The following is a 25,823-nucleotide window of genomic DNA, read 5'->3' as shown; positions in this document are numbered from 1 at the left end:
TTTCGAAACTTAATTCTGAATTTAGATTATCATAAACATGTTTCGATTTCAACTACTTTCTTACCAATTTTTAAAAAACATAGCGGTTTCGAAACCGATATGTTATACTTTGTTTAGATGGTTCTAAACAGGGAGGTGACAAAAATGAAATATTCATTTGGGACTAAATTAAAACAATTAAGAAAGGAAAAGAAGCTAACCCAAGAAGGATTAGCAAAAGCTATTAATGAAAAGTATGATACCAATTTCAGCAAAGGTATGATTTCCAAATGGGAAAACGATCGAGAAGATCCAAGAATGGAATCACTATACTATATAGCTGATTTTTTCAATGTGTCTTTAGACGAATTTCTTGAATTGAAAATTAAAGAACCATCAACAGAATATGTTGTGGGGAATGTTAATAAAGCCATTCCTCTTTATGGAAGCATAGCCGCTGGTGCATTGGCAACAGTTGAGGCTGTAACAGAAAAAAACATTCAATACATTAATTTACCAAAAATAATGCTTGGAAAATATGCTAGTAATAAGAATTTGTTCGCTTTGAAAGTTAATGGTGAAAGCATGAACAAGGTTATTCCTAATGGTTCTTATGTCATTTGCAAGCCGATTGATAAATATGAAGTAAAAGACGATGACATCGTTATTTTCAGTTATGACAGGGAATATAGTATGAAACGCTTTAGGTTGGACGAAGAAAATGGATTATTGATATTCAGTCCTGAATCATCGGATAAAAGATTCTATGATATAGTAATTCCCCATGACGCTCCAAATGATTTGAAAATATACGCTAAAGTCATTTGGTATGCAGTTGCTCTAGATTAATTTTTTAGCGCTAGAAAATTAATCATAGGCGGGCTAAATACCCGCCTAATTTATGCAGGAAGGTGGTAATATGGCGACTTTTTACAAATACAAAAGAAAAGGCAGTAATAAAGACTTTTGGGAATATCGAATTGTTTATAAGGATCCGAAAACAGGGAAATACAAAGAAAAATCAAAGAAAGGTTTTACTTCTAAAGCTGAAGCTAAATTGGCAGCGGAGGAAATGGAAAACAAATTAGGTTTAGGAATCGATATTCAAAAAGAAGATATGCTTGTGAAGGATTATCTTCAAGAGTGGTTTGAAAACAACAAAAAGAATACGGTTAGTTGGGGAACTGAAAAAACAATTTTACAAGCGATAAATTTATGTATTGAAAATTTGGGCTATGTTAGAATGAAGGATCTTGATAGATCAAAATATCAAAGTTTCATAAATAAAATAGCGCCATACTATTCCAAAAGTACATTACAGCGCCATAACAGTCGTTTAAGCGAAGCGTTTGAACAAGCAGTCCAGGATGATATTATTCGAAAAAATCCTGTCTGGAAAATAAAAATTCCAAAAACAGTAAGAATCGGTGAAATAACCGCTCTTTATGAGGAAGATATTGATTTAAATAATAAAGTCGTAGACATAAACAAAACTTTTGTTAGGGAAAACAGAATATGGCTTGTTAAAGAAACGACTAAAACCGGAGAAAGTGGTGAACGTCGAATAGGATTAGATGATTACACAGTCGAAAAAATGAAAGAATGGAAAAAAATTCGAAACGAAATTTTGGTTCGTCTTGGATTGCGAAATGTCCCGTATTTCTTTATAAATCAAAAAGGCGAATTTATAAAAACCGTTAATTATGGTGATATGTTGCGGACAATTTGCAAACGTCACGGGCTTAGACATATGACGCCGCATATGTTCAGGCATACTCATGAAACAATCATGTGGGAAAGCGGAATTGTCGATTTAAATTTCATCGGTGCTAGGTTAGGCGACAAAGATAAAACAATTTTGTTAAACACTTACGGCCATCTGTCCAACAGGTCTGAACAAATGAACATGGACAAAATTAATCAATTTATGAAATCTTGGGCAGTTTTTGGGCAATAAAAAAAATAAACGCCTTAAAGCGTTGATATGATAACATTGAAACGCCCTCGGCAGGAATCGAACCCACATTTCAAGAACCGGAATCTTGCGTGTTATCCGTTACACTACGAGGGCATATAATGAATCAGTACGGTTTTAAATTATAATGAAAAAACAATCATAATGCAAGAGTTTTATGGAAAAAACTTTGTCTTCCGGCGGGTTTTAAAAGTTTAAATTCGAACGGACATGGGTACAATGTTCGATGTGTACAAAAAAATTATTTTTTATAAGCTTTTATGTTTGACCTTTATTGACCTTCATTGTATGATTACATTACATAAGTTTCTCTTCGCTAGAAATTTTATGAAGAAATTTGAAAAAGGAGGAAAGTTGGTATGAACCTAATTCCTACAGTCATTGAACAAACAAACCGCGGGGAACGGGCGTACGATATTTACTCACGTTTGTTGAAAGACCGTATTATTATGTTGGGCAGCGCGATCGACGACACTGTCGCAAACTCTATTGTAGCTCAGCTTTTATTCCTTGAAGCAGAAAATCCGGAAAAAGACATCTCCATTTACATTAACAGTCCCGGCGGAAGCATTACAGCCGGAATGGCGATTTATGATACAATGCAATTTATTAAACCGGATGTCCAAACAATTTGTATCGGGATGGCCGCTTCCATGGGAGCATTCTTGCTTGCAGCAGGAACGAAAGGAAAACGTTATGCTCTTCCAAATGCCGAAGTGATGATCCATCAACCGCTTGGCGGCGCACAAGGTCAAGCAACCGAAATTGAAATTGCCGCTAAACGCATTTTGTTCTTAAAAGATAAATTAAACAAAATTTTATCAGAACGCACCGGCCAGCCGCTCGAAGTCATTGAAAAAGACACAGACCGCGACAACTTTATGACGGCTCAACGCGCCAAAGAATATGGCTTAATTGACCATATCATTAGCCGAAACGATATCAGCAAATAATTTCGTTTGCTCCCATCGAGCGGAGAATCGCCTCGTTCGATGGATTGTCTTTTCCTAACATCAGGAATAGAGAGAGTCCAGTGGTTAAGGCGGATAAGACGAATTTGGTTCGGTTCCCTCACCATCAAGCCCAGAACGCCAAATATAACAGGCTGATACTTCATCAAAAGTATCAGCCTGTTTTGTTAATCTTCATTTTCAAGAAATTCCGTTAACGCTTCCAATGCTTTGTCTTCATCATGACCATCAGCGATTAACCGGATCTTCGTACCCGTTCCGACTGCCAAACTCATAATTCCCATGATGCTTTTGGCATTCACTCTTTTTTCGTCTTTTTCTACATAAATTTCCGATGAAAACCGGTTTGCCTCTTGTACAAATAAAGCAGCAGGCCGTGATTGCAATCCCGTTTTCAGCTTAACTTCCACCATCTTTTGAATCATTTTTTCACAACCCCTTTTTTTATGATTCAACTGCGGCCCTTAGCCACCCGTGTCATCACACATCGGTTGGCTAAGGAGCCGCAAACATTTTGCTCGGTTTTGCCAGCCGCACCGGCTTTTTTCATGCTTGATGTTTTTTCGTAATGGTTTCGCCGGCCCGCAATTTTTCAGCGATCTCATCAATTTTTCTTAGGCGGTGATTAATGCCGGATTTACTGATTTTCCCTCCGGATACCAATTCACCTAACTCTTTCAACGTTACATCTTGGTGTTCCACTCGAAGCTCAGCGATTTCTCTTAATTTTTCCGGTAAAATGTCCAATCCAACGGTTTCTTGGATATAACGAATGTTCTCCACTTGCCTTAGCGCTGCGCCAATCGTCTTATTTAAATTCGCTGTTTCACAGTTGACAAGACGATTCACCGAGTTGCGCATATCGCGCATAATGCGGACATCTTCAAAGCGGAGCAACGCTTGATGGGCGCCGACAATATTGAGAAATTCGGCAATTTTCTCGGCTTCCTTTAAATAGGTGATATATCCTTTTTTTCTTTCCAGCGTTTTGCTGTTGAGATAAAAGGTGTTCATTACTTCACACAATGAATCATTATGCTCTTTATAAAGGGAAAAAATTTCTAAATGATAAGAAGATGTTTCCGGATTATTCACAGACCCGCCCGCTAAAAACGCTCCTCGCAAGTACGACCGACGACAGCACTTCTTTTTTATCAATTCCGGGGAAATGTCATGAATAAACGAAAAATTTTCCCCGAGTATATACAAGTCCTCTAAAATTTGCTTCGCTTTTTCTTTTAAGCGGACGATATAAACATTGTTCTTCTTAAGCCGCATTTTTTTGCGAACAAGCAATTCGACCGGCACATCGTACAATTTTTTAATCAGAACGTAAATTCGTCGGGCGATGGCTGCATTTTCTGTCTGAACGTTGACAACCAAAAGCCGATTGGAAAAGGAAAGTGCCCCGTTCATTCGAATGAGCGCCGAAAGTTCGGCACGAGCACAGCATTCCTTTACTTCCAAAGTGGTCAGTTCCTTTTTTGTTTCCGAAGCAAACGACATCCCCGCCACCTCCCATTCTGAGACTATCGTCTGCTTAGCTCAGATCCGTTTTCAGTTATTTTCACCAATAACGAGTATAATATTTGAGCAACTCGATCGGTGTCATGTCGAATGATTCCATCCTTCACAGAGACGATTTCTTCATAAAGAATGTTCAAACCAAGAGCCCGAAGCTCATCCGGGTCAAATATAACAGGCTTGGCCAGTTCTTTTTCATACCTTTTTTGAATTTCTTCCGGTATTGGTGTTTTATTGACTAAAATCGTATCAATACAAGGCTGATTCAAATGGCGGTGGATCGCCTTTACGTGGTCGCTTGCCGTATAATCAAGCGTTTCCCCTGCCTGAGTCATCAAATTGCATATATACACTTTATGCGCTTTCGACCGGGATACTTCCCGCCCGATTTCCGATACCAGCAAATTAGGAAGAATGCTTGTGTACAAACTTCCCGGACCGACAACAATTAAATCAGCTTCCCGAATAGCCGTAATCGTTTCTGGAAGCGGTGCCACATTATCCGGAGTTAAAAATACTCTCCGTATCCTTTTTCCGGAATATGGAATTTTCGATTCTCCTGAAACGATGGTCCCATCGTCCATCACTGCATGCAATACTACACTTTCATTGGCTGCCGGAAGCACTTTTCCGCGCACATTTAAGACACGGCTCATTTCTTGAACCGCCCGCACAAAGTCCCCCTTAATCGAGGTTAACGCGGCAATCATCAAATTTCCAAGAGAATGCCCGCACAGTTCATTCGAAGTCGTGAACCGATGCTGAAAAAGTTGTTCAATCAGCGGTTCCACCTCAGACAGGGCAGCCAACACGTTGCGGATATCTCCGGGAGGCGGAATGGACAAATCGTTTCTTAATCTTCCGGAGCTCCCGCCATCATCCGCTACGGTCACAATGGCTGACAAATCAATAGGATATTTTTTCAACCCGCGCAGCAAAACAGGAAGGCCCGTTCCACCGCCGATGACAACCACTTTCTTGTCAGAAGCAGGATTCATGTTGTCCTTTCCTTTCTTTTTTAATATCGCGATGGCTGATGCGTGTTTGGTAGTCTTTTTCAAAATAATGGCCGATATATTCAGCCAGTGCAACAGAGCGATGCTGCCCTCCGGTACATCCTATGGCAATAACCACCTGGCGTTTTCCTTCCCTCTTGTAATGAGGAAGCATAAAAGCAAGCAAATCGGTTACTTTTCCTAAAAATTTTTGTGTATCGCTCCATTTGAGCACATAATTATACACTTCATCATCCATGCCTGTTTTTTTTCGCATATGGTCAATGTAGTACGGATTTGGCAAAAATCGAACGTCAAACACCAGATCCGCATCAATAGGAATTCCGTGTTTAAATCCAAATGACATGACATTCACAGTAAAGATCGACTGTTTATTCGCGGAAAATTCTGTTATGATCTTATCCCGCAAGTCTTTCGGTTTCATGTTGGAAGTATTGTAAATCAGCTGGGCACGACCCTTTAAATCTTCCAACAGCTTTCTTTCCTGCTGAATACCTTCAAGAGGCAATCCGGAAGGAGCAAGCGGGTGCGATCGCCGCGTTTCTTTATAACGGCGCACAAGAACAGAATCATCGGCATCTAAAAACAAGATTTGCGGGCTGACCCAATCAATCTCTGCCATGTCATCCAACGCTTTAAACAAATGTTCGAAAAAGTCTCTGCCCCTTAGATCCATAACAATAGCAGCTTTGTTTATTTTATGACCAGTGTCTTTCATGAGTTCCAAAAATTTCGGCAACAGTGTAGGCGGAAGATTATCTACACAATAATAGCCAAGATCTTCGAAACTTTGGATGGCAACTGTTTTTCCCGCCCCCGACATTCCAGTAATAATGACTAATTGGATATCCGTTGTTTTTGACTGTGAGCTCATCGTGGAACCCCCTTCATTTAACTTGGATCTAAACGATAGGATAACAGTTGAAAATCAGGCGTGTATGTAAAGGTTCCGTAAATCATTCCTTTTCCGTGAATCATATAATCCAAAATATGCCGGTCCCCTTCCGCCATCGGCAGCGTATGAATGGAGTCAATCGGATGCCAGGCAAGGTTTCCTTCTTCGGATGTCTTAAGGGATAATCCCTCGCTTTCTGTAGCGAAAAAAGTAAACAACATCCATTCTGAAGTGATTTTTTCTCCTTCTTTTATCAGAATGGTAAAGATCCCTTTTACATTCGGATTTCGAAGGTAGATGCCGGTCTCTTCCCGAAATTCACGGATGACCGCTTCTTTAATGGATTCGCCTGATTCCATTTTTCCACCGGGAGCCACCCACCATCCTCTGCGCGGTTTTTGCAGAAGCAGCACTTTTTCATCTTTTATTAATAGGCAATTTGTTACTCGTTGCATGTTCTCACCTCAATGGCCGCTGAAAACCGTTTTTCTGTTATCTTTTCCCCGCACCAAGGGGCAGTAAGTCCTTCTCTTGTTTTGAAAGCGAACGAAAAGCTGTAAACTTGGGGACAACTGCCCCTATGTGCCCGATTGGTTCTACTAACCATCAGCGATCGTGAAACACCGCCGATGGAAGTTTCACTTTATCCCGCACTAAGGGGCAGTCTTGACTAGAAGACTATAAGTCCTAAGACTGGAGCAACTGCCCCTATATGCGGTCAACTAAGTTCCACCTTATTCTTTTTATTATACTATGAATGAAGGCAGGTACTCAATTCAAATGCAAAACCGATATTTTTTCTAAGAAAAAAACACAGGCAGCAACACCTGTGTTTCAAAAAGGGATTCTTTTAAAAAAGAGGGGAATTTCATCTGCCTTTACTATACAGCATCATTGTTGCAGATTGATTACAACATAATTAATCTTTTATGAAGATTAACAAATATTCCCTTATTATTTCACGCCCAATTTTTCTTTTAATTCTTCCACATAGCGTTGGGCGCTTTGAGCAGCGATGCTTCCATCTCCGGTTGCCGTGACAATTTGGCGAAGATTCTTTTCTCGGACATCTCCTGCGGCAAACACTCCAGGAAGGCTTGTTTCCATTAGTTCATTCGTTACAATATATCCGGCTTCATTGGTAATATTCAAGTTTTCAAACGGCTTTGTCAACGGAACCATTCCGATATAAACAAAGACTCCGTCCGTTTTGAATTCTTTTTCTTCACCCGTTACGGTATTGACCAATGTTACAGTGTTCACTTTGCCGTCTTTTCCATGAATTTCTTTAACGGTGTGATTCCAAATAAAGTCAATTTTTTCGTTTTCAAAAGCGCGTTGTTGGAGAATTTTTTGAGCGCGAAGCTTGTCGCGGCGATGGACAATGGTTACTTTGCTGGCAAAGCGAGTTAAATAAACGCCTTCTTCCACAGCGGAGTCTCCACCGCCGACCACAACCAGTTCTCTTCCTTTGAAAAAGGCGCCATCGCAAACCGCACAGTAGGAAACGCCGCGTCCGCCAAATTCCGATTCACCGGGAACCCCTAATTTCTTAAACTGTGCTCCTGTCGCAATAATGATGGACCGAGCCTTAAATTGTTTCGTACCGGCGTCTACCGTTTTATATTCTTCGCCGTCAATAATTTGTTTAATATCGCCATAAGCGTATTCTGCACCAAATTTTTTGGCGTGTTCGAACATTTTGTTGGATAATTCAGGTCCTAAAATGCTGTCATATCCAGGATAATTTTCTATTTCTTCCGTATTCGTCATCTGACCGCCCGGAACGCCTCTTTCAATCATCAACGTAGACATATTGGCTCTAGAGGCATACACAGCAGCTGTCATTCCTGCCGGTCCGGCGCCAATAATAATGACATCGTAAATTTTCTCTTCCGCCACGTAAGACACTCCCTTTTCTCATTTGTACATATTTTTTGTTCCGAAAGACGTTTATTCGAGACTGAGAGTCAAATCGTGCTCTCGCGTTTACAGAGACTGATAAGCAAGTAATTCAAATTTACTATTGAAGCATTCATCTTTGCTTTATTATCTCCTGCTATCTCTATCCTATAAGACAAAAGAAATTGCGTCCAACTATATGCTTATACCGGAGACTTCTTTTTTGATGGCTTGAATGTATCGACGCAAAGTGGCGGGAGAGATATGATAAATTTCAGCCACTTCTTTTTGAGACGCTTTTTGATGCCGCAGTTTTTTCCAAATGTATTCAATCGCTGCAGCAAACGCCTCTTTTTTTTGCAGTCTTGGGTGTTTTGTGAGAATGGAGGCAAAAAAAGAAAACCATAGCAAATAAACACCGATTTGTTCGATTCCTATCGGCCGGAAACGTTCATACAATATTTGCGCTGTTCCATGTCCTATTTCAATGACCGGGCTTTCATCCATCGGTTTCAATTCCATGTCCAGCACTTTAGCTAAATAAATCTTTTCTTGAAAGGTTAAATTTTCAATATCACAAAAGCTTGGATCCGCTGTGATGGCTTTTTTATCCTCCCGTAATGAAAGCAAAAACATGCCAAAAAGCCGTTCTTCTATATATTCGCTGTTTAATCTTTTGATGATGGAAGATGGTACGTTTTCTATCCCTTGATGAAAATGAAAATCTTCTTCATTCCAAGGCTCCAAACCGTCTTTTTCCGGCGCCATCTGCAGCACTTGTTCCCAAGCCGCACGGGCCGTTTTGTGATGGCCGGTGTGATGAGCGGCATACGAAAGCCAGTAATAAAAATTCACATCCCCATCAAACCCTTTTTTATAAAGGTTTTTCAGCCAAAAATACGACTCTTCGTACCGGCCCACTAACGCAAAAGTCGTACCTAATTTGTATTGATGCTCCATCAGGATCGGCCGTACTTTTTGAAGCGTGGCGATGATCTTCTGCAGTTCTTCTTCTTTTCGACCATAGTACATAAACACAGCGGTGTTGCACAGCGCGTGAAGGTTGCCGGGGCTTTTCTCCAATACGTTGTCAATCACTTCAAACGCTTTATCCGTTTTTCCTAAATAATAATAGGCTAAAGAAAGATTATTATACGCTGCCCAAAATTCCGGATAGTTGTCAATGATTTTGTTTAAAACTTCAATCGCCGCTTCAAATTGTCCGGCTTCCAATAAATTGCGCGCTTCTTCCTGCAGCGATATCAGCTCATCTTGAACAATGAGTACGTCTTCCGCTTCTTCCGCATCCATTTGAATCACTTCCAGCAAATCTTCGGCATCCTCGCTGAATTCCCCGTCAGGATCTTTTTGCAAATATTCATTCACATGTTTGAACGCTTCTTGAAACATCCCCATATGGGCGTAGTTATTTGCCAGAAAATAATGAACTTCATTCATAAACGGATCCAATTCATTCGCTATCATGATGAGCAACCGATTAGACTCTTCGTAATTGCCCAGTTCCGTTTCCACAATTGCTAATTGGCAGGCTATCACAGGTTCTAGAGGCTCCAACTCAAATGCTCGTGAAAAATATTTTTTTGCTTTATTTAAATTTCTTTGTCTATATGCCTTTAATCCTTTTTTAAAGTAATATTCACCGGTAGGGATGAAGGAAAGGATTTTCCCTTTCTCATCTTCTATATTTGAGCCTTTTCTCATAAATGTCCTCCAAAACGTACTTAATTAACTACAGTAGTATATCATATATCAAACTCTGACGAAATATGGCGATCTGTAATATTAAAAGCCTGTTTTCAAATGTTTATTTAACGCTTTTTAGTCAACTAATATTCTTTCCGGAAAGAAACAGCGCAAAATAAGCCGGCCCCTCGGCCAGCTTATGTTCACTTATTTTCATTATTTTTTCTTGATTTTTCTTCGTGTCTTTTTTCCAAAACAGCCAAGACGTCTTGAAGCGGCAATCGCTGTTCTCGAAGCAGCACAAGAAGGTGATAAATCAAATCAGCTGCTTCCCAGCGCAATTCTTCATGGCTGCGGTTTTTAGCGGCAATGATGACTTCGGACGCTTCTTCCCCGACTTTCTTTAAAATTTTATCGACGCCCTTTTCAAATAAATAGGTGGTATAAGCCCCTTCCGGACGTTCTTCATCCCGTTTTGCAATCACTTGTTCCAATTCGGACAAAATAGCATAAGAAGCGATCTGATTTTCTTCGCCGTAAAACTCGTCCACAAAACAACTATCCGTGCCGTTATGGCATGCAGGACCGTTCGGTTCTACCAGAACGAGCACAGCATCCCGGTCGCAATCCCATTTCATTTTCACCACTTTTTGGGTATTTCCGCTCGTTTCGCCTTTGTGCCAAAGTGTTTGGCGGGAACGGCTGTAAAACCAAGTTTCTCCCGTTTCCAACGTTTTTTGCAGAGATTGTTTATTCATGTAAGCCAACGTGAGCACTTCTTTTGTATTCACATCTTGAACGATTGCCGGAATCAATCCTTTTTCATCAAAAACAAGTTGATCGATTGATAATTCTGTCATCTTATATCCACTCCTTGGAGTTGCAAAAAGTGTTTTACTTCCTGCACGCTTGTTTCTTTATAATGGAAAATCGAGGCGGCAAGGGCAGCGTCTGCTTTTCCCTCCGTCAGTATTTCCAAGAAATCTTCTTTTTTCCCGGCGCCTCCCGAAGCAATGACCGGTACCGTGACAGCTTCACTAACCGCTTTCGTTAAGGCAACGTCGTACCCTTTCTTTTCACCATCCGAATCCATGCTCGTCAACAAAATTTCGCCGGCTCCTCTTTCTACTGCTTCTTTAGCCCAAGAGACGACTTCTTTTTCAGTGGCTTTTCTTCCTCCATGCGTATACACCCGCCAAGAACCTAGTTCTGTGTCATATTTGGCATCGATGGCCACGACAATGCATTGTGATCCAAAATATTCTGCTCCTTCGGTAATCAAAGAAGGATGATTGACAGCAGCCGTGTTTAAAGAAACTTTATCGGCACCTGCACGTAAAATCTTTTTCATATCGTCCAGCGAATGGATCCCGCCGCCAACGGTAAAAGGAATAGCCAGTTCGGAGGCGACGGCTTTGACAACATCAACCATCGTCTTCCTGCCCTCATGAGAAGCGGAAATATCTAAAAAAACCAGTTCATCGGCACCTTGTTCATCATAAACACGCGCCAACTCAACCGGATCGCCTGCATCGCGAAGCTGAACAAATTGAATTCCTTTCACCACTCTTCCATCTTTTACATCCAAACAAGGGATAATCCGTTTTGTGATCATCTTTCCACCTCTTCCAGCGCTTCCTGCAGTGAAAATTGTCCGGTATAAATGGCTTTGCCGACAATCGCACCGGACACGCCTTCATTCTCATAAGCCTTTAAAGCTTGCAAATCAGAGAGGGAACGGACTCCGCCGGAAGCAATGACTTGTTTACCTGTTGCTTTCGCCAATTCCACCGCTGCTTCTATATTGGGGCCGGACAGCATGCCATCCGTCGCAATATCCGTAAAAATAAACGTTTCTACTCCGCCTTCTGCCAGCCGTTTTCCCAATTCGACTGCTTTAATTTGGGAAGTTTCCAGCCAGCCGTGAACGGCCACATATCCATCTTTTGCGTCGAGGCCAACAGCAATTTTGGATCCATATGTTCGAACCAGTTCCAGAACCAAATCCGGATTCGAAACGGCCATACTGCCAATGATCACCCGATCCACTCCGTTTTCTAAATAATGGATCACATCTTGTTCCGAACGGATGCCGCCGCCAACTTGCACTTTCGCCGGAAGCTTTTGAGCCGCTTCCAGAACATAGCGGTCATTGATTCGCATTCCATTTTTGGCGCCATCCAGATCGACCATATGGATCCATGCCGCTCCTTGATCGACAAATTTCTTCGCCATCTCGAAAGGAGAATCACCATAAACGGTTTCTTTGTCATAATCTCCTTGAAGAAGGCGAACGCATTTGCCCCCTCTCATATCAATGGCTGGATAGATGGTGAAACTCATTGCTCAGCACCCGACCTTTCCATCATTTCCGTAAAGTTTTTTAAAAGTCCCATGCCCGTCTTGCCACTCTTTTCCGGATGAAACTGCATGCCATAAATATTTTCTTTTGCCACAATGGCCGGAATTTGAACATTATAATCCGCACTAGCGATCAGCGCATCTTCCTCTATGCTGCTGGCATAGTAGGAATGGACAAAATAAACGAACCCTTCCTCCACGCCGTTTGTAATCAGAGACGCTTGATGAAAGCTGAGCCTGTTCCAGCCCATATGCGGAATTTTAAAAGTTTCTTTTCCATTGTCGGAAGGAATGCGTGTCACTCTTCCTTTTAACAAGCCAAGCCCCTCTTCAAGACCGTTTTCCTCGCTTTCCTCAAAAAGCAGCTGCATGCCAAGGCAAATGCCAAGCAGCGGCCGGCCGGTTTTCGTATACTCTTGCAAAAAGGAAGCGAGCCCTGTTTCTCGCAGACGTTTCATCGCATCTTTAAACGCCCCTACTCCGGGCAAAATAAGTCCATCCGTTTTTTCCAGTTCACTTTCTTTAGAAGAAAGTATGTAAGGGGCCTCTAAACGCTCCAACGCTTTTGAAACACTGAAAAGATTCCCCATTCCATAATCAATCACTCCGATCATGCTCTACAAAACCCCTTTCGTTGAAGGAATTCCTTTTACACGGGGATCCAACATGGTCGCTTCATCAAGCGCTCTTCCCAGCGCTTTAAAAACGGCTTCGATCATATGATGGGTATTCGCCCCATAATGGAGGATCACATGCAAATTCATCCGCGCTTCCAATGCGAATTTCCATAAAAATTCATGCACCAGCTCCGTATCAAATGTTCCAACCCGACTGCTCGGAAGTTCTCCGCGCATTTCAAAATGAGGGCGATTGCTTAAATCGACCACCACTTGCGCCAGCGCTTCGTCCATTGGAACAAAAGCGTTTCCGTAGCGTTTGATCCCTTTCTTGTCGCCAAGCGCTTCTCTCAAGGCGCTGCCAAGACAAATGCCGATGTCTTCTGTCGTATGGTGGTCATCTATTTCAATATCGCCCTTTGCTTTGACGGTTAAATTGAATTGGCCGTGTTTTGTGAATAAATCAAGCATGTGAGTCAAAAACGGAACATTTGTATCAAGATCGGCCCTTCCCTCTCCGTCAATGTCAAAGGCTAATTGGATATCGGTTTCGTTCGTCTTGCGGCTGATTTCTGCATATCGTCTGATTTCCATTTGTCTCCCCCTCACTCAGGTCTAACCGGTTTTTTCAGCCTGGATTCTAATGCGCGGGCATGAGCCTCTAATCCCTCAAGGCGAGCAAAAGCAGCAATTTTTTCTGCATTTTGCCGGAAGGATGTTTCGCTGTAATAAATAATGCTCGACTTCTTTATAAACTCATCCACATTTAAAGGACTGGAAAAACGAGCCGTCCCATTAGTCGGCAAGACATGATTTGGACCTGCAAAATAGTCGCCAACAGGCTCTGAACTGAATCTTCCGACAAAAATAGCTCCGGCATGGCGGATCATCGGAACCAATTCGAGCGCATTTCTAGCGACAATTTCCAAATGCTCTGGCGCAATTTGATTCACCACTTCAATCGCTTTTTCCATGGTAGGAGCAAGATAAATGACTCCATATTCATCAATCGATTGTCTTGCAATTTCTTTTCTCGGGAGCTGTTCCAGCTGTTTTTCCACTTCACGTGCGGTTTCTTCCGCAAGCGTCCGGGATGTCGTTACCAGAACACTGGTTGCTCTCGGATCATGTTCGGCTTGCGATAAAAGATCAGCGGCCACTTCATGAGGCAAGGCTGTGTCATCTGCCAGCACGGCAATTTCACTCGGCCCAGCAATCATATCAATATCCACCTTGCCAAACACTTCTCTTTTGGCGAGAGCGACATAAATATTTCCCGGTCCGACAATTTTATCAACAGGTTGGATCGATTCAGTTCCATAAGCAAGAGCTGCGATCGCTTGGGCTCCCCCTACCTTCCATATTTCCTCCACGCCGGCTATATGGGCCGCAGCCAGAACGCCCGCAGGAAGCTTGCCGTTTTGATCGGGAGGAGACACCATCACAATTCTTTTTACGCCGGCTACTTTAGCAGGCAGCACGTTCATGAGAACAGACGATGGATAGGCCGCTGTTCCCCCCGGGACGTATACACCAACGGAATCGAGCGGTGTAAACTTCTGACCAAGAATGGTCCCGTTTTCATCTTGAGTAATCCAAGTTTCTCTTCGTTGTTTTTCGTGAAAACGGCGGATGTTCTTTGCCGCTTCCTCCAATACTTTCAGCAATTTTGGATCAAAACTTTGGATCGCTTCATGGATCTCTTCTTCGGACACTCGCATCCGATCGAGTTTGATTCCGTCAAATGTTTCCGTATAAGCAAGAAGAGCCCGATCCCCTTCTCGGCGGACGGATTCCAAAATCTCCAAAACGATCTTTCGTTGTTCTTCGGTTCCGTTGTCCACAGATCGCTGAATAGATATATCATCTGTCACCTTTTGTATTCTCATATCGATCACACCACTTTCTCTGAAATCACCCGACTCAGGCGGTCGACTATTTGTTCAATCGCCGCATCTTTTATACGATAGCTGACTGGATTCACGATCAGCCGTGAAGTAACATCCACAATATGCTCATACTCTACCAAACCGTTTTCTTTTAACGTACGTCCTGTCGAGACGATATCGACAATTCGATCGGCTAACCCGACAATCGGTGCCAGTTCGATCGAACCATTTAGTTTGATGATTTCCACTTGCTCTCCTTGTTCGCGGAAGTAGCTGGATGCCACGTTCGGGTATTTCGTGGCAATTTTAGGAGCAACCTCGTTCATTTTCGTATTGGGCAGACCGGCAACGGCAAGATAGCAAGGGCTGATTTTTAAATCCAACAACTCATAGACATCTCGTTCTTCTTCCAACATGACGTCTTTGCCGGCAATCCCCAAGTCAGCCACACCATGCTCCACATAGGTAGGGACGTCCATCGGCTTAGCCAAAATAAACTGCAGATTCTCCTCCGGGACATCGACAATTAACTTCCTCGATTCATCAAATTCCGGAGGAAGCTGATAGCCTGCCTTTCTCAAAAGCTCCGCTGCTTCATGAAAAATCCGCCCCTTCGGCATGGCAATGATTAATGGCGTATCGTTCATTCTTCCACCTCCGTTTTCGGCGTCCCAATATAAAAATGAACTTTACTGAATTTGGCGGTAAAACGATCCACATCTTGAACGCCGGAAATGTCTTGAAGCACCGTTCTTTCCCCTTTCTCTTGAAGGGATTTAGCAAAATCAATCGCTTCCTTGCGCCGTTCTTTGCTGAACAAAACGCATTGCAGCGGCTCTTCCTCGGACAACTCTCCAATAGCTTCCAAAAGGAAATCGAGACGGATTCCAAAACCAGTAGCGCTTGTCGGGAATCCGAATTTTTCTAATAGATTGTTGTACCGCCCGCCATTTCCGATAGGATATCCTACACCGTCCGCATATATTTCAAACAGAATTCCCGTATAATAGCTCATATGGCTTACAAGCGAAAGATCAAATTTGACAAACGATTCCACTCCATGATCCTTCAATACAGCCCAAAGCTGTTTGAGCTCATCAATTGCTTCCTGTCCTTTCCCGTCTTCCGTGAGGGAAATGGCCTCTTGAAGAACATTTTCAGTTCCTCTCATGTTTAAAATGTTTAACAGGCGCTGTTTGTCAATGGACGAAAGCGAGAGTTGCTTTACGTGTTCTTTATAGCCAACATAATTTTTTTCATATACATAGCTTTGCAAAACGCTTGCTCTTTCTTCAGTTCCGAGAATTTGCTGAAACAAATTCCGTACAAAACCGATATGGCCGATCGAAATTTGAAAATGCTTCAAACCTGTTTTTTTCAAAGAAGAAACAAGCAGAGCAATGATTTCCCCATCTGCGCTGATGGTCGGATCGCCAATGTTTTCAATGCCGATCTGTTCGAATTCGGCCGCCCTTCCCCCTTCGCGCTGCTGCGCCCTGTAAACATTGGCGCAATAAGCAAGGCGAATCGGAATCTGTTCTTTTAAAAGCTTCGATGCCGCCATCCGTGCGATCGGCGTGGTCATATCCGGCCTCAGAACAAGCGTGTGTCCTTGTTGATCCAGCAATTTAAAAAGCTGTTGATCCAAAATGGCCGAAGCCGTACCGACCGTCTCATAATATTCCAAAGCAGGAGTTTCAATAAATTGATAGCCGGCCAGTTTAAATTCTCGGCCAATTTGATCTTTTATTTTTTTCTTTGTTTCGTATATATGAGGAAGCGTATCCCTCATTCCAATCGGTTTTTCAAACATAAAAAGTTTAGACATAAACAAGATCACCTGTGATTAAAATTTCTGAAATCCTTTAGTTCGCTAATATGCTAACAAAGTGAAGTTATATGTAGTTTACTCCCCTCTTGTATTTGAGTCAAGACTTTTCGCAAATTCTTCCGGAAATCATATGAAAACAAAAATTCATGCCATTTTCTCAAAGCGAATGCTTCAATGACAGCAGGAAAGATGCGGAAGTGGAAACCGATCACGAAAACAGGATGCGGAAAAGAAAGAGCGGAATAAGTTTGATCGACTATGTGTCAATCTTTCTTATGGCTTCACTTCGTTAGAAGAAAATAACGCAGATTCCGCGGTGCGGCTTTCAGAATACTCAATATTCCGGCTAAATGTTCTAAAAGCCGCGGGAGAATAGGTCTTTTCGAATCTATTGATCAAGATGATTATTTTTTCTTCTTTCTTTTGCAGAACGGAACCAAAAAACAGCGGCAACCGTTGAAAATAAGATAGCCGCCAATCCTAAAATATTAGCCATTTCGCTTCACTCTCCTTCCTTTTTAACGGATGGCAAAAGAAACTTTTTGATGGAATAGTAGTAGCTCAGTCCATCGTTGCTATATCGGTTTCTTTCATGATGATTTGACTTTATTGACCAAAAATTCAGACATATATAAAAAGGGAGAGAGTTCTCCTCTTTCTCAACAAGCAAAGAAAATATCGCCCCGCAAAGTGCAGGGCAGAGGGAAATCCGGTCATGCCTTGCATCTTGATCATCATTCATTTTTCTGTCTAAGCTGCATTTCTTCTTTTGTGTAAATAATCCTCATTGGGTTTCCGCCGACAAAAGCGCCGGCCGGGACATCGCGGTGGACAAGAGTACCGGCGGAAACGACGGCCCCATCGCCAATCGTCACTCCCGGCAGGATCGTCGAATTCGCGCCAATCATCACGCGGTTTCCAATTCGGACCTCGCCGATACGGTATTCCTCAATTAAATATTCGTGAGCTAAAATGGTGGTATTATATCCGATAATCGTGGAATCCCCCACAGAGATGAACTCGGGAAACATAATGTCAGGCATGACTTTATAAGCAAGAGCAGCGTTTTTACCAATTTTCATGCCCAAGAACGTGCGGTACAGCCAATTTTTAAACGGCAAAAACGGAACAAAGCGCCCGATTTCGATAACGGCCGTATTTTTGAATACCTTCCAAAACGAAACCGTTTGATACACATTCCAAAGAGAATTCGGGCCTTTTATTTCGTACCGCTTCGTTCTCCTCATGATGGGTCCACTCCGACAATGGCAAGAATATCGTATATGGAATCCAGTATATAATCCGGATGATAAGACAACAGATGTTCTTTTCCTTTAATGGACCAGGATACCCCTGCAGTAAGCGTACCGGCATTTTTTCCGCCCTCGATATCATGGTAATTGTCGCCGATCATAATGGCTTCCTCCGGTTTGGAACGGAGCGTTTCCAGCGCTTTTAACAGAGGTTCCGGATGAGGTTTGGCGTGATTCACGTCATCCAAAGAAACGATCGTATCAAAAAAAGACTCAAGCCTTGCCAGCTTTAATCCTCTTATAATGAGGTCTCTCATTTTGGTGGAAACAATCGCTAATTTGAACCCATGTTCTTTTAACGTTCGAATGGTCTCATAAACACCTTCAAATTCGGTAACCAGCAAATCATGGTTTTCAACGTTAAACTTCCGATAGCGAAGAATCATTTCCTGCGCCTTTTCAGGATTAATTTTTTCAAACGTTTCGGCAAGGGGCGGGCCAAGAAAAGGATATACATCTTCACGTTCATATTGGTTTGGATAATAATAATTGAGCGTATGAAGAAAGGAGGAAACAATGAGCTCATTCGTGTTAATGAGTGTTCCGTCCAAATCAAATAATAGAGTAGTAATGTTTTTCTTCATTAAGCAGCTTCCTTTCTTCCGGCAGTTTCAACTCGTTTCCACACAAACGAAACGAAGAGCGTCAGCAGCACCGCTGTGATTAAACGGATGAAAAGCAAATATTGCACAGGAATGCCCAGCGGCAAAAAGACCAATGTATCCTCAATGACTGCATGGCATGCAACAAGAAAAAGGAACGCCAACGTCGCATCTTTTTTGCTTACGCCATCTTCTTTGACAGCCTGGATCATCACTCCCGACCCATAGGCCAGCCCAAAAACGAGACCAGCCGCCAAAGTCATAGAAGTATTCGCGTTCATGCCAAGCGCTTTCGTAATTGGCGACACCCAATTGGAGAAAACATCTATCCACTTTAAGTCCTTTAAAATTTGAATCACGATCATAAGGGGAATGACAATGACAACCAATTGAACAATGCCATAACCCGCTTTTTCCAAGCCTTGCATTAGGATCGCCATTGCACCATGAACTTCTTCTTGATGAGGCATCATGCCATAGTGCGCCTTTTCGCTTCCACCTTGCCACAACAAATTGACGACCACTCCTGAAATGAACGCAAGGCCGAGTCGGGCCGTTATCATCACCCAAATTTTCACGCCCACTTTAACCGCCACGCTGGACTCTACAATCAAATTGTGGGCAAAAGAAAGCATAATGGCAATAATAAACACTTCTTTCACGGTTAAATCCAACGACAGAATTCCTCCGATCCCGGCATACAATCCCAAAAAATTCCCAATCACGATCGGAATCGCGGCATCTCCAGATAAACCGAACATTTTCATGACAGGGCTCACGATATGAATCACCCACGGCAAAATCGGGGTATATTGAAGCATCGTCACAATCAGCGTGACCGGAAAAATAATTTTCCCAAGCGTCCACGCTGTTTTCAATCCCGTCCATAACCCCGTTTTAAGTGTAAGAAGCATCCTTTCATCTCCCCTTTGTTCGTTCCTATCACTCTTGTGGCTTATATGTAAAAGAGATATTTGGAATCTATTCAATTTTTTCTCCCTGATGACTCTAAAGCCATCATTCCCCCCATGTTTTAGACCGGATCATCATTGTGCCTGCATCATGACTCCTTCTCATTATATCGGCTCTTCGCATATCCAAGCTTTCTTCTAACGAAAATCAGGACGATGCCGAGGACGATTAGAACAAGCGATACCACTTGAGCCATACGCAGATGTTGCGTCAACATTAAACTGTCTGTCCGGAGCCCTTCGATAAAGAAGCGGCCAATTGAATACCAGATTAAATAAGACAGAAAGATTTCCCCTCTCCGCGGATTCAGCTTGCGGAGCAGCAATAACACGACAAATCCGAGGATATCCCAAATCGATTCATATAAAAACGTCGGATGATAATAGGCTCCGTTAATGTACATCTGGTTAATAATAAAATCGGGCAGATGAAGGCTCTCCAAAAACGATCTTGTCACTTCTCCCCCATGTGCTTCTTGATTCATAAAGTTTCCCCAGCGTCCGATTGCCTGGCCCAGAATAATGCTGGGTGCGGCGATATCAGCCAGTTTCCAAAAGGATACATTTCGTTTGCGTGCAAAAACAACGGCTGTCAGAATCGCTCCGATTAACGCTCCATGAATGGCGATCCCGCCATTCCAAATTTGGATGATCTCATCGGGATGAGCCGAATAATAGCTCCATTCAAAAAGAACATAGTAAATGCGGGCACAAAGAATGGCGATCGGGATCGCCCAAATCAGCAAATCAGCAAATAAATCTTTATTCATGCCAAGCCTTTTCGATTCTCTCATGGCCAAATTTAATCCAAGAATAATGCCCGTTCCGATAATGATCCCATACCAGTGCACCCCAATAGGCCCCAAATGGAATGCAATCGGATTTAAAGGGTAATGCATATACTCACTCCTTTGCCGCTATTTTCTCCATTAATAGCCTCCAAAATTTCCGTCTTCCGGCAAGTTTTCATGTTCACTGATCACGCTGGCAAGTTTTTCCGTAAAATCTTTGGCGGCATTAACTCCCATCCGTTTGAGCCGGAAATTCATCGCTGCGACTTCGATAATAACAGCAAGGTTCCTCCCCGGCCGAACCGGCAGCGTGATCTTGGTAATTTCCGTATCAATAATTTTTAATTTATCTTCTTCAAGCCCTAAACGGTCATAATCTTTTGCCGCATCCCACGTTTCCAAATGAATATTTAAAGAGATCCGTTTGAAGCTGCGGACCGCTCCGGCCCCAAATAAAGTCATCACATTGATAATCCCTAAACCGCGGATTTCCAGCAAATGTTCAATTAATTCCGGGGAACTTCCGACAAGAGTATCCATATCTTCCTGGCGAATTTCCACGCAGTCATCCGCCACGAGACGATGTCCCCGCTTCACCAATTCTAATGCCGTTTCACTTTTCCCTACACCGCTTTGTCCTGTAATCAACACTCCCACACCATAAACGTCCACCAGCACTCCATGTACAGCCGTTGTAGGCGCCAGCCTGCTTTCCAAAAAGTTGGTTAATCTGCTGGACAGGCGCGTCGTTTTCATTTTCGAGCGCATCACCGGAACAGCATATCGTTCAGAAGCTTCAATCAATTCCGGAGGAACATCAAGATTGCGGGAGATGATAATCGCCGGTGTGACATCCGCGCACAGTTTTTCCATTCGAATTCGTCTTGCATCATCGTCTAATCTTTGGAAAAAAGACAATTCTGTCATGCCCAGCAATTGAACGCGTTCAGCTGGATAATAGTTGAAGTACCCGGCCATCTCTAATCCCGGCCGTGAAATATCGCTTGTAGTAATCGGCCGGTGGATTCCTTCTTCACCGCTGATTAATTCAAGATGAAATTCATCCAAAATGTCTTTAGCCCGAACTTTTGCCATATTGCATCCTCCTTACAGCCGATTTCGACCAGTCAACGGATCATCGTAGAATGCCCGATTCTACTAGCCATCCGTCTACCACGGATGGAAGTTTCACTTTATCCCGCATGAAGGGGCAGTAAATCCCCTTTTCTGGGATTGGATGGTAAGATGGAATTTCCATTGGGGACAACTGCCCCTATATGCCCGATTGGTTCTACTAACCATCCGTGTGCCACGGATGGAAGTTTCACTTTATCCCGCATGAAGGGGCAGTAAATCCCCTTTTCTGGGATTGGATGATGAGATGGAATCTCAGTCGGGTATAACTGCCCCTATATGCCCGATTAGTTCAACTAACCATCCGTCTACCACGGATGGAAGTTTCACTTTATTGTAGCACGTTTTCTTTCGGAACTAAACTGCTCAAACAGCTTAGATGCTCTACTACCTTCAATGGTATAGACCACTTCTTTTGAACACAAATGATTAGCCTTCTGACATTTTAGTCTATTCCCCTCCGCGCCCTTTTCCACCGATTGAAAAAAAGTGCACAAATTTTTCAAAAACATCGTTAATGACCACAATCACCTCATGATGTTTATCCAAAACGATCAAAATCGAACTTTTTATGGCAGCATACTGTCATTTGTTCTGTGAATGATTCTTTAAAGGAGGCTTATCATGCTGCATCAGCTGACTCTGATTTTAGAAAATACAGCGACTGAGCTGATTTCCACGCTGGGACATTGGGGAATTTTTATCGCTATGATGATCGAAAGCATGTGCATTCCTCTGCCAAGCGAAGTCATTATGCTATTTGGAGGATTCCTGGCTGCTAAAGGCACTTTACACTTCTGGCTAGTCATAATGGCAGGGGTTTTAGGAAACTTGGCGGGATCTATTTTCGCGTATTGGGCGGGGAAATACGGAGGACGTCGATTTATTGTCCAATATGGAAAATATATTCTCTTTCAATATAAACACTTAGAACAAGCGGATTATTGGTTCCAAAAATATGGGAGTTGGGCAACGTTGTTTGGAAGAATGATGCCGTTTATTCGTACGTTTATCTCCTTACCCGCCGGCATCACGAAAATGGACGTTAAAAAATTTATCATCTTTACTTTCCTTGGCTGCGTACCTTGGAACATTGGGTTGACTCTTATTGGATTCAAGCTGGGGAAACATTGGGAAATGGCTCAAGCTTATATTCGACCTGTAGGATATGCTGCTTTGTTCATAGCGCTGGCTTTGATCGTACGCTTCTTATATAAAAACATATGGAAAAAAAGAGATATGTAAACAAGATCCAACCAACTTTAAAATAGAGGAGAGGGATTTTTTATGAACTACGAATTATTTCAAAAAATCCATGGTCTTTCAGGACATAATCGGATATTGGATGACGTGATGATTTTCTTCACGAACGATGCCCTTTTTGTATATGCCATCGCATTATTGGCTATTTGGATGATAGGGAACACCACGTATAAAAAAAGTGTGCTCTACGCCGGAGGAACGGGAATCTTAGCCTTGCTTGGAAATTATTTGATTACATTGGTTTATTATGAACCGCGTCCGTTTGTGACCCATCATGTTCATCTTCTTGTTCCTCATGCAGCGGACGCTTCTTTTCCGAGCGATCATGCAACGGGGGCATTTGCCATCTCCATTGCCATGTGGATTCGACATCGTCGATTAGGTGCCCCTATGATCATATTTGCCTTTTTAACGGGACTTTCGCGTGTTTGGGTAGGTCACCATTATCCATTTGATGTAGTGGGAAGTATGATCGTATCCGTGATAGTCGCCGCTGTGGTTTCAAAATGCTCCGGATTTTTTGAACCTATCGTCAACAGAGTGATTTCCGTTTACCAATTCATTTTAGAAAAAGTGAAGAAAAGACTTTCGGGGCATACTTTACATTCATAAATGAAGAGACACTGAGGATGGTGTGAAAATAAGCTTTCTTCGTGTTATGATTAAACACGGATACATGAATTCTCTTTACATCCATAAGAATGGACCATTTTAATAAAAAATTTCTGTTGTCTTAATGACCTTAAAGATAAAGGATTGAATCTCATTACGATCATATAAAACATCCCAATTTAAAAAGCAGTTAAAATGAAAATAAAGAGAATCCATCAAGTCCATCTCAATATTACTTTAAGTAATAGAAAGGCGATTGATATGGAAAATAAACTTACCTTTATTCAAGCAAACATCTTATTGGAACACGATATTCTCCAAGACGGATTTTTAACCATTGAAAACGGAAAAATTACGTGTATCGGAAAGATGACGGAATATATATCCTCTCCCGGAGAAAAAGTGATCGATTTGCATCATGAGTCCTTTCTTTCGCCAGGGTTTATTGATGTCCATATTCACGGTGCCAACGGGGCTGATACAATGGATGCCACTCCCGAGGCTATAACGACGATGGCTTCTGCCCTTCCAAAAGAAGGAACGACCAGCTTTCTGGCTACCACGATCACGCAAAGCCCGGAAAACATTGAAAAAGCCATCCGGAATGTCGCCGAATACAGAAAAAAACATAACATTCCCGGAAAAGCAGAAGTACTCGGCATCCACCTAGAAGGCCCCTTTATCAATGAAAAGCATAACGGCGCTCAACCCAAAAAATACATTTTAAAACCAAGTATTGACCAATTTCAAAAATGGCAAGTTCTTGCGGACAACGCCATCAAGCTAGTGACACTGGCTCCCGAAATCGAAAATGCTTCTGAACTCATTTCCTACTTGGCAGATCATGATGTGATTGCTTCCATCGGCCATACGGATGCTTCATACGAAGAGGTTGTGAAGGCAGCAGAAGCTGGAGCAAGCCATGTCACCCATCTATTTAACGCTATGAAAGGAATGCACCATCGTGAACCGGGGACTGCCGGCGCTGCCCTTCTTCTCGATCAGCTAACAGCGGAGCTTATCGCAGATGGAGTCCACGTCCGTCCAGAAATGATCGACTTAGCGGTCCGTATGAAAGGAGAAGAAAAAATCGTCTTAATTACAGATTCGATGCGAGCCAAATGTCTTAAAAACGGCCGCTACGATTTAGGTGGGCAAGATGTGATTGTTCGAGACGGAAAAGCCGTTTTGGAAGACGGCACGTTAGCCGGAAGCATTTTAAAAATGAAAGACTCCATTCAAAATATCATTCGCTTTACGAAGCTTTCGCTTTTCCAAGCCGTTCGATTAGCTTCGACGAATCCGGCAAAAGAACTGAAAGTATTTGATCGCAAAGGCAGTCTTGCCGTTGGGAAAGATGCCGATATCGTCGTATTCAATCCACAATACGAAGTACAAATGACTTTATGTCGAGGGGAAATCGCCTACGAACAGTAAATATCGCTTTTTCTTGTCCTGTAAAACAGACATTTAATCAATCGAATCCCAAAAAGCGTGCTGGAAAAGCAAAACGGCTTTTTCAGCACGCTTTTTTAGTCTTTCTCAAACAGTACCCGTTGAACCACTAAATTGAAAATGGACATAATGATGACAACAAGGAGCGCCAAACCAAAACCGGATACATCAAAAGCATCTCCCATAATCGCATCGGTTAATAACAGCGTCATGGCGTTGATCACAATTAAAAAAAGACCAAGTGTCAAGATCGTAATCGGTAATGTCAAAATAATCAAAATCGGTCGGACTAACATATTCAATATGGAAAGAATGAGGCTGGCCACAAATGCCGCTCCAAAGCCGGAAACGTGAAACCCTTGAAACCAACCAGCCAAAGCTACAAATAAAACCGCATTGATGACAATGCCTAACAGCCATCTCATCTATAAACATCCTCTTCATTAGGCATGACAAACATCAATAGCAAATAAGTAATCGCTAATGGAAAAAAGCCTGTTGGAAACAACAAGATAATAAACAAAACCCGAATAATGGTGGAGTCGACTCCCAACATTTGGGCAATTCCGCCAAGCACTCCCGCCAACTTGCGGTCTATGCGGGAACGAAATAATTTTTTCACTCGTAAACCCTTCTTTCCTCATTAATTTGCTCATTACTATTATTATTCAACGAAAAAGCGTTTTTATCCGACTTTCGATGATTGGGTTCCACAATGATCACAGTCCCCATATCTTTCATTATGCATACGAAAAAAGAACAAAACAAGTTTCATATGGAATAAGAGCGCTTGGGAAAAATGGCGTCAAAACGAAACTAAACGGCTTTAATCGAAAATATTCTTTTCAATCATCGTTTTTTTCTTTCTCATACACACGAAACAAATAACTAAAAGGATCTTTTTCATTTTTCTCCTCTCTGTATCCGTTATTCTCGCCTATCTTGACTGCAATGGATGTTAAAATAAGAATAGAACCACACATCATGATCAATGATAACAAACCCATTTCTACATCTC

At 42.4% G+C, this 25,823-nt stretch carries 29 protein-coding genes and 1 tRNA gene; 6 read left to right on the top strand and 24 right to left on the bottom strand.

The genetic code is table 11. The features are described from left to right. Positions 1-144: 144 nt before the first annotated feature. Both NST81_RS02700 and NST81_RS02695 read left to right on the top strand, forming a co-directional pair. Positions 145-828: an XRE family transcriptional regulator gene (locus tag NST81_RS02700; protein ID WP_341028166.1), complete on the top strand. Its 684-nt coding sequence runs from the start codon at positions 145-147 to the stop codon at positions 826-828. Between the two features lie 70 nt (positions 829-898). Then, complete coding sequence (locus NST81_RS02695) at positions 899-1,936, top strand: site-specific integrase (protein ID WP_341028164.1); 1,038 nt, start codon at positions 899-901, stop codon at positions 1,934-1,936. A gap of 42 nt (positions 1,937-1,978) precedes the next feature. Here the strand turns inward: NST81_RS02695 and NST81_RS02690 are convergent. Beyond that, positions 1,979-2,050: transfer RNA gene (locus tag NST81_RS02690), tRNA-Arg, on the bottom strand. 263 nt (positions 2,051-2,313) lie between these two features. On the opposite strand from NST81_RS02690, the gene clpP reads away from it, so the two are divergent. Then, a complete protein-coding gene (gene clpP, locus NST81_RS02685) occupies positions 2,314-2,907 on the top strand; it encodes an ATP-dependent Clp endopeptidase proteolytic subunit ClpP (protein ID WP_003353530.1) in 594 nt (197 codons plus the stop codon). A gap of 185 nt (positions 2,908-3,092) precedes the next feature. On the opposite strand, the gene NST81_RS02680 is transcribed toward clpP, so the two are convergent. From NST81_RS02680 to hprK, 20 genes are all read right to left on the bottom strand, one after another. After that, complete coding sequence (locus tag NST81_RS02680) at positions 3,093-3,350, bottom strand: HPr family phosphocarrier protein (protein WP_048622607.1); 258 nt, start codon at positions 3,348-3,350, stop codon at positions 3,093-3,095. Between the two features lie 121 nt (positions 3,351-3,471). Further along, the gene (gene whiA / locus NST81_RS02675; protein WP_048622606.1) at positions 3,472-4,431 is read right to left on the bottom strand and encodes a DNA-binding protein WhiA; all 960 of its coding nucleotides are present in this window, start codon (positions 4,429-4,431) and stop codon (positions 3,472-3,474) included. Positions 4,432-4,454: 23 nt separating this feature from the next. Continuing rightward, positions 4,455-5,447, bottom strand: a complete 993-nt coding sequence (locus NST81_RS02670) for a gluconeogenesis factor YvcK family protein (RefSeq protein ID WP_048622605.1) — start codon at positions 5,445-5,447, stop codon at positions 4,455-4,457. Next, a complete protein-coding gene (rapZ, locus tag NST81_RS02665; protein WP_003353536.1) occupies positions 5,431-6,339 on the bottom strand; it encodes an RNase adapter RapZ in 909 nt (302 codons plus the stop codon). The genes NST81_RS02670 and rapZ overlap by 17 nt, the downstream gene beginning before the upstream one ends. Positions 6,340-6,356: 17 nt before the next feature. Beyond that, a complete protein-coding gene (locus NST81_RS02660; RefSeq protein ID WP_003353537.1) occupies positions 6,357-6,815 on the bottom strand; it encodes an 8-oxo-dGTP diphosphatase in 459 nt (152 codons plus the stop codon). A 499-nt stretch (positions 6,816-7,314) separates the two neighbouring features. Next, positions 7,315-8,262 (bottom strand): thioredoxin-disulfide reductase, encoded by a 948-nt coding sequence (trxB, locus tag NST81_RS02655; protein ID WP_341028158.1) that lies wholly within the window; start codon positions 8,260-8,262, stop codon positions 7,315-7,317. A 195-nt stretch (positions 8,263-8,457) separates the two neighbouring features. Then, entirely contained in the window at positions 8,458-9,984 is a 1,527-nt protein-coding gene (locus NST81_RS02650; protein WP_341028156.1) for a tetratricopeptide repeat protein, read from the bottom strand. Between the two features lie 185 nt (positions 9,985-10,169). Further along, on the bottom strand, positions 10,170-10,826 hold the full coding sequence (gene hisIE / locus NST81_RS02645; RefSeq protein ID WP_327797443.1) for a bifunctional phosphoribosyl-AMP cyclohydrolase/phosphoribosyl-ATP diphosphatase HisIE: 657 nt from the start codon (positions 10,824-10,826) through the stop codon (positions 10,170-10,172). Next, complete coding sequence (gene hisF, locus NST81_RS02640; RefSeq protein ID WP_327797444.1) at positions 10,823-11,581, bottom strand: imidazole glycerol phosphate synthase subunit HisF; 759 nt, start codon at positions 11,579-11,581, stop codon at positions 10,823-10,825. Before hisF ends, hisIE begins: the two co-directional genes overlap by 4 nt. Then, positions 11,578-12,309, bottom strand: coding sequence for a 1-(5-phosphoribosyl)-5-[(5-phosphoribosylamino)methylideneamino]imidazole-4-carboxamide isomerase (gene hisA, locus NST81_RS02635; RefSeq protein WP_341028152.1), 732 nt, complete (start codon positions 12,307-12,309; stop codon positions 11,578-11,580). Before hisA ends, hisF begins: the two co-directional genes overlap by 4 nt. Then, positions 12,306-12,941 (bottom strand): imidazole glycerol phosphate synthase subunit HisH, encoded by a 636-nt coding sequence (gene hisH, locus NST81_RS02630; RefSeq protein ID WP_341028149.1) that lies wholly within the window; start codon positions 12,939-12,941, stop codon positions 12,306-12,308. The genes hisA and hisH overlap by 4 nt, the downstream gene beginning before the upstream one ends. 3 nt (positions 12,942-12,944) lie before the next feature. Next, positions 12,945-13,538 carry an imidazoleglycerol-phosphate dehydratase HisB gene (hisB, locus tag NST81_RS02625; protein WP_156179207.1) on the bottom strand — a complete coding sequence of 198 codons (594 nt, stop codon included), beginning with the start codon at positions 13,536-13,538 and terminating at the stop codon, positions 12,945-12,947. An 11-nt stretch (positions 13,539-13,549) separates the two neighbouring features. Continuing rightward, the gene (gene hisD / locus NST81_RS02620) at positions 13,550-14,833 is read right to left on the bottom strand and encodes a histidinol dehydrogenase (RefSeq protein WP_341028147.1); all 1,284 of its coding nucleotides are present in this window, start codon (positions 14,831-14,833) and stop codon (positions 13,550-13,552) included. Between the two features lie 5 nt (positions 14,834-14,838). Continuing rightward, complete coding sequence (gene hisG / locus NST81_RS02615) at positions 14,839-15,480, bottom strand: ATP phosphoribosyltransferase (RefSeq protein ID WP_048622598.1); 642 nt, start codon at positions 15,478-15,480, stop codon at positions 14,839-14,841. Continuing rightward, positions 15,477-16,661: an ATP phosphoribosyltransferase regulatory subunit gene (locus tag NST81_RS02610; RefSeq protein WP_341028145.1), complete on the bottom strand. Its 1,185-nt coding sequence runs from the start codon at positions 16,659-16,661 to the stop codon at positions 15,477-15,479. The genes hisG and NST81_RS02610 overlap by 4 nt, the downstream gene beginning before the upstream one ends. Positions 16,662-17,398: 737 nt before the next feature. Beyond that, the gene (locus tag NST81_RS02605) at positions 17,399-17,911 is read right to left on the bottom strand and encodes an acyltransferase (RefSeq protein ID WP_048622596.1); all 513 of its coding nucleotides are present in this window, start codon (positions 17,909-17,911) and stop codon (positions 17,399-17,401) included. Then, positions 17,908-18,561, bottom strand: coding sequence for a pyrophosphatase PpaX (gene ppaX / locus NST81_RS02600; protein ID WP_341028142.1), 654 nt, complete (start codon positions 18,559-18,561; stop codon positions 17,908-17,910). Before ppaX ends, NST81_RS02605 begins: the two co-directional genes overlap by 4 nt. Further along, positions 18,561-19,493 carry a nucleoside recognition domain-containing protein gene (locus NST81_RS02595; protein ID WP_003353551.1) on the bottom strand — a complete coding sequence of 311 codons (933 nt, stop codon included), beginning with the start codon at positions 19,491-19,493 and terminating at the stop codon, positions 18,561-18,563. Before NST81_RS02595 ends, ppaX begins: the two co-directional genes overlap by 1 nt. A 146-nt stretch (positions 19,494-19,639) precedes the next feature. Further along, positions 19,640-20,449, bottom strand: a complete 810-nt coding sequence (lgt, locus tag NST81_RS02590) for a prolipoprotein diacylglyceryl transferase (protein WP_048622594.1) — start codon at positions 20,447-20,449, stop codon at positions 19,640-19,642. Between the two features lie 30 nt (positions 20,450-20,479). Further along, the gene (gene hprK / locus NST81_RS02585) at positions 20,480-21,436 is read right to left on the bottom strand and encodes an HPr(Ser) kinase/phosphatase (RefSeq protein WP_048622593.1); all 957 of its coding nucleotides are present in this window, start codon (positions 21,434-21,436) and stop codon (positions 20,480-20,482) included. Positions 21,437-22,099: 663 nt separating this feature from the next. Between hprK and NST81_RS02580 the strand changes: the two genes are divergently transcribed. The 3 genes from NST81_RS02580 (at position 22,100) to nagA (ending at position 24,787) form a co-directional block, all read left to right on the top strand. Further along, complete coding sequence (locus NST81_RS02580; RefSeq protein WP_341028137.1) at positions 22,100-22,720, top strand: DedA family protein; 621 nt, start codon at positions 22,100-22,102, stop codon at positions 22,718-22,720. Between the two features lie 42 nt (positions 22,721-22,762). Continuing rightward, on the top strand, positions 22,763-23,350 hold the full coding sequence (locus tag NST81_RS02575; protein ID WP_048622591.1) for an undecaprenyl-diphosphatase: 588 nt from the start codon (positions 22,763-22,765) through the stop codon (positions 23,348-23,350). Positions 23,351-23,611: 261 nt separating this feature from the next. Next, positions 23,612-24,787: an N-acetylglucosamine-6-phosphate deacetylase gene (nagA, locus tag NST81_RS02570; protein ID WP_048622590.1), complete on the top strand. Its 1,176-nt coding sequence runs from the start codon at positions 23,612-23,614 to the stop codon at positions 24,785-24,787. 95 nt (positions 24,788-24,882) lie between these two features. Here the strand turns inward: nagA and NST81_RS02565 are convergent, their stop codons facing one another. The 3 genes from NST81_RS02565 to NST81_RS02555 all read right to left on the bottom strand — a co-directional run bounded on the left by NST81_RS02565 (position 24,883) and on the right by NST81_RS02555 (position 25,812). Beyond that, entirely contained in the window at positions 24,883-25,230 is a 348-nt protein-coding gene (locus tag NST81_RS02565; protein WP_003353559.1) for a phage holin family protein, read from the bottom strand. Further along, positions 25,227-25,427, bottom strand: a complete 201-nt coding sequence (locus NST81_RS02560; protein WP_048622589.1) for a PspC domain-containing protein — start codon at positions 25,425-25,427, stop codon at positions 25,227-25,229. Before NST81_RS02560 ends, NST81_RS02565 begins: the two co-directional genes overlap by 4 nt. 223 nt (positions 25,428-25,650) lie before the next feature. Beyond that, on the bottom strand, positions 25,651-25,812 hold the full coding sequence (locus NST81_RS02555; protein WP_156179205.1) for a hypothetical protein: 162 nt from the start codon (positions 25,810-25,812) through the stop codon (positions 25,651-25,653). Between the last annotated feature and the right edge of the window lie 11 nt (positions 25,813-25,823).

Source organism: Bacillus sp. FSL W8-0223 (assembly GCF_038006805.1).
Taxonomy (GTDB): domain Bacteria; phylum Bacillota; class Bacilli; order Bacillales; family DSM-4216; genus Bacillus_O; species Bacillus_O smithii.
Note: the sequence above shows the minus strand (reverse complement) of the source record. Positions and strands in the feature narration are given on the sequence as shown.